The organism is Marinobacter antarcticus (assembly GCF_011049865.1).
In the GTDB taxonomy this organism is placed as follows: Bacteria; Pseudomonadota; Gammaproteobacteria; order Pseudomonadales; family Oleiphilaceae; genus Marinobacter; species Marinobacter antarcticus_A.
This window is the reverse complement of the sequence record NZ_DRGY01000074.1, coordinates 1-3,962: the sequence shown is the minus strand read 5'-3', so window position 1 is coordinate 3,962 and position 3,962 is coordinate 1. Positions and strand designations below refer to the sequence as shown.

The window sequence follows — 3,962 nt, the reverse complement described above, 5'->3', positions numbered from 1 at the left end:
GCCCAGGCCGGCATGCTGATTATTATCGTAGCGGTGTTGATGTCGGTGATGGGCATGCATGGCACAGCCACCGTTGAGACCATGCGCGACGGCTTTGTTCAGGCGTCTCTGGTGGGGCTTGTACTGGGCCCGATTGTTTACGCGTTGTTTCCCGCAAGAACCCGGGAGCAGCATGTTGATGAGCCGGTGCCCAGCGGCGGCAATGTCACCCTGGGCGCGGCCATTCGGGCAACAGTACTGATGGGCCTGACGTTCTGGCTTTATGCCGTTATGCAGCCGTCGGACATGATGATGGCGGTTATCGCAGCAATGGTGCTGGTATTCCCTACCCGCAACGCGGTGTTCTACGAAGCCCACCAGCGTATACTCGCCACCTTCTATGGCAGCGCTGTCGGGCTTTCGGTGCTTTGGCTGTTCACGTTATCGTCCCACCTGCCCATTCTGCTTGGGCTGATTTTTCTTGGCGGTTTGTGGCTTGGCCACCTGATGCTGCACGGTCGCCACCCTAGCATGGTGTATCAGTATGCCTTGTCGGTGGCGTTGGCACTGATCGCAGGGGCGCTCTCAACTCAGGACCCCGGCTATGCAACCTTCACTCGCATCGTTCTGACACTCGCCGGCGCGGGTACGGCGGCCCTTCTCGTTGCGGGGCTTGACGCGTTAACCGGGTGGCGAGCGCCTGATGTGGAAGCAACGTCAGAGACTCATGAGAGTCAGAATAGTCAGGAGAGCCTGCCGTGACAGAGCAAAACGCACGACATGAACGCCACACTTCACGGGCTCGGCACGAATGGCAGGCTTTCTGGCTGGCCATTGGCTTTCTTACCCGCATTCCCATGCTGGTGCACATTGATTATTCGCAGAAGCTCATGAACCAATGCAGTGCCTACTTTCCGGTGGTCGGGCTGTTGCTCGGTGCGTTGTACGCGGGCCTGTTTACAGTATTCAGCCTGGCGTGGAGCCCGTTGATCAGTGTTCTGCTGGTTTTATGCGTCCATTTGTTTGTGACCGGCGCGTTTCACGAAGATGGCCTTGCCGACAGCGTGGATGCATTGGGCGGGGGCTACACCGTTGAGAAACGCCTGGAAATCATGAAAGACAGCCGCATCGGCACCTACGGCACCGTGGCTCTGTTGATGGCCCTGGGGCTGAAAGCTGCGCTTTTATTAGATACCCGCAGCATCTGGTTGGCATTGCTGGTAACACCCGCCATTAGCCGGCTTACGCCTTTATTGCTGATGGCCTTCCTGCCCTATGTTACCGACCCCGACAAGAGCAAAAGCAAGCCGGTGGCAGAAGACTTCTCACGCAAGCGCTTAACGTTGAGCATTGCATTTACGACGGCTGTCGCTCTGCTTTGCAGCATGTGGATGCCGGGGTTCTGGCTGGTAGCCCTCACCGCTACTATTTTCGTCGCCTTGCTCTGGGGCAGATATTTGAGACAGCAACTGGGCGGCTATACCGGCGACACATTGGGCGCCAGCGTGGTGTTTTGTGAGTTGGCGTTGCTGCTGGGAATGTAAGCACACAGCAGCAACGCCGTGCAGTCTCTCAGCGATCAATCCGGGATATTTTAGTCCCTTCAATACTTAATCCGGCCATCAAACCCTGCTGACTGAAAATAAACGCATAGGCATCGTCTTTGAGCGACGAACTCGACAGATTTTTCGCCACACCTTCATCAACCAGCACGACCGTTGGGCCCACGCCGATTTCCCAGCCGTTGGTCTTTTCCAGATAGGATACGGCTTCATCGGTCATCAGAAACACCGCATAGGCATAGGATTGAGCCCCTGCTTGCAGTCCCCAGGAGCCAGTGATCGAGTTGTAGTAGTCGGTCACTTCCGAGCCTTTGAGCAAAACGCCTTCACCGTAGCTGCCGCCAAACACCAGGCCCGCCTTGACGATATTGGGGAACACCAGTATGCCCTTGGCCTCGCGGGCCAGGGTTTCAGCAACGGGATGAGATTTGTAGAGTGTTTCCAATGCCTGGTTGGCATTGCGGTCGAGATCTTCCGCGGTTGCGGCCATAGCCTGGCTTGCGCCTGTGATCGCAACGATGGACGTCAACGCAAGTGCAAATCCGAGAAACCTGTTACGCAGTGTGTTCATGACGCAGCCTCCTGATTGTTCGCAAAAACCAGATAATGGTTCAACAAACTATAGATCAACTGGATGAAAACTGACCATTACGGCTGAGACAGGCGGAGTTAATGGTTCAGGTATCTATTGAGCAGGAGACAATTCGCGAAAGGTGGCTGTAAGGCATCCCCGTTTCCTGTTGCCAGTGATTAAAGGCGGTTTGCGCCTGCTGCAGCGATTTTTTGCTGCCGGGCGACGCATCCAGCAGATCGTTATGACGCAAAACGGCCATCACATCGCTCGATAAAATAAACCCGTCCCAACCCACACGACGAAGAAAATACTGTGCGCTGTTACCGCCAAGGCGCGCCCCATGGCGCTTTAGCCACAGCAGCAGGCCAACCTGATCTTCAGGCGGCCATTGTTTCAGGAACGCACCAAAACTGCCGTGTTCCCGCGCTGCATCCATAATCATGAGGGCGTTTTCCGGCACCGTTCTAATCTTTTGCATGTTGCGGACAATGCGCTCATCCCGAGCCAACGCTTCCAGAACATCCGGCGGCACCTGCTGCCAGTAGGCGGGCACAAAACCGTGGAACGCCGCCTCGAAACCGGCCCACTTGTTCTCGATAACGCGCCAGACGAACCCGGCTTTGAACACGCAACGGGTTATTTCCGAGAGGTAGCGGTCATCGGTGCGCGCCTCTAACTCGTTGGCAGACGGACGTTTTGGCAGCAGGGCGTTCAGCGCTTCAACGCCGCCCTTACGCGCGATGGCGCGTTCGTGGATACCTGCAAACTTCATGGCAACTCCCATTCATTATCAACCGCCGTGCCCCAGCCATTGCGGTGAACCAGTTCGCCAAGGGGCAGGCGCGAACGCCAGCCTTTTGCCTGCAATTCGGGCTGATCCAGAAACTCACTTACGTAGCCAAGGCATAAATAGGCCAGCGGATACACGTTATCCGGCAGGTTCAGAATGTTTGCCAATGTGCCTTGATCCACAATGCTCACCCAGCCCACACCTATGCCTTCCGCCCGCGCCGCCAGCCATAGATTCTGCACCGCCAGGCAGGTGCTGAACAGATCCATGTCCACAATGGAATTACGCCCCAGCACATGGGTGCCGCCACGGCTGCGGTCACAGGTAATGCAAAGATTCATGGGGCTTTCAACAATACCCTGCAGTTTCAGGCTACGGTAGGTTTCCTGGCGCTCGCCGCTGTAGTTGTTTGCGGCTTTGGCGTTTTCTTCGTGGTAGCTGGCCAATACCTGCTGACGCACGTTCAGGCTGTCGATCAGAATAAAATCCCAGGGCTGCATAAAGCCCACCGACGGCGCGTGGTGCGCGGCGTTTAGCAGTCTTGCCAACACGGGCCGGGGAATGGGATCTGGCAAAAACTGGGAACGCACATCACGGCGTTCGAAAATCGCGCGGTAGAGACCTTCGCGTTCTTTATCGCTGAATGGGCGATTCGGATCGCTCATGACTGCCTGCCGTATTCAGAATCAACGTTAGAATCAACGTTAGAATCAAGGCCGGAAGCGGAGCCAGTCGCAGCAGTTTTCACGCCGAGCAGATCCCGCAACCAGTCCGTATCCAGATGCTGCTCAACCTCATCCGCCAATCGATCAAGCTGTGCCAGTCGGTGTTGCTGATAGTCTACTGCGACACCGGCGCGATCCAGCCCGCCCCATCGCAGCAGCGCTTCACAGGCTGCGGGTTCATCAAAAATTCCGTGCACATACGTGCCGGCTATCTGGCCATCGGCGCTGATGGCCCCTTCGTTATTGCCATCCATTCGGCCCAGTGGGCGCGCAAGCGCGTCGCCCGCAGTGACGCCGTTGTGCATTTCGTAACCACTGAAGCTCACGTCCCG

The 3,962-nt window shown here is 56.6% G+C and carries 5 protein-coding genes and 1 pseudogene; 2 read left to right on the top strand and 4 right to left on the bottom strand.

Annotation, left to right across the window (positions count from 1 at the left end):
- Positions 1–741, top strand: a 741-nt coding sequence (locus ENI00_RS09325; protein ID WP_304101535.1) for an FUSC family protein, incomplete at its 5' end; no start/stop codon positions are given.
- Entirely contained in the window at positions 738–1,523 is a 786-nt protein-coding gene (cobS, locus tag ENI00_RS09320; protein ID WP_304101534.1) for an adenosylcobinamide-GDP ribazoletransferase, read from the top strand. The genes ENI00_RS09325 and cobS, both read left to right, overlap by 4 nt.
- 28 nt (positions 1,524–1,551) lie before the next feature.
- Here cobS and ENI00_RS09315 read toward each other — a convergent pair whose 3' ends face one another.
- The 4 genes and pseudogenes from ENI00_RS09315 to ENI00_RS09300 form a co-directional block, all read right to left on the bottom strand.
- A complete protein-coding gene (locus ENI00_RS09315) occupies positions 1,552–2,112 on the bottom strand; it encodes a lipid-binding SYLF domain-containing protein (RefSeq protein WP_304101533.1) in 561 nt (186 codons plus the stop codon).
- Between the two features lie 106 nt (positions 2,113–2,218).
- Positions 2,219–2,887, bottom strand: coding sequence for a DNA-3-methyladenine glycosylase I (locus ENI00_RS09310; protein WP_304101532.1), 669 nt, complete (start codon positions 2,885–2,887; stop codon positions 2,219–2,221).
- Entirely contained in the window at positions 2,884–3,570 is a 687-nt protein-coding gene (bluB, locus tag ENI00_RS09305; RefSeq protein ID WP_304101531.1) for a 5,6-dimethylbenzimidazole synthase, read from the bottom strand. Before bluB ends, ENI00_RS09310 begins: the two co-directional genes overlap by 4 nt.
- Positions 3,567–3,962 (bottom strand): annotated as a pseudogene (locus ENI00_RS09300) (hypothetical protein); the annotation flags it as partial. The gene bluB and the pseudogene ENI00_RS09300, both read right to left, overlap by 4 nt.

Excerpts from the sequence above, each read along its gene's own strand:
- ENI00_RS09310 (WP_304101532.1), bottom strand. The coding sequence starts at position 2,887 with ATGAAGTTTGCAGGTATCCACGAACGCGCCATCGCGCGTAAGGGCGGC.
- ENI00_RS09315 (WP_304101533.1), bottom strand. The coding sequence starts at position 2,112 with ATGAACACACTGCGTAACAGGTTTCTCGGATTTGCACTTGCGTTGACG.
- bluB (WP_304101531.1), bottom strand. The coding sequence starts at position 3,570 with ATGAGCGATCCGAATCGCCCATTCAGCGATAAAGAACGCGAAGGTCTC.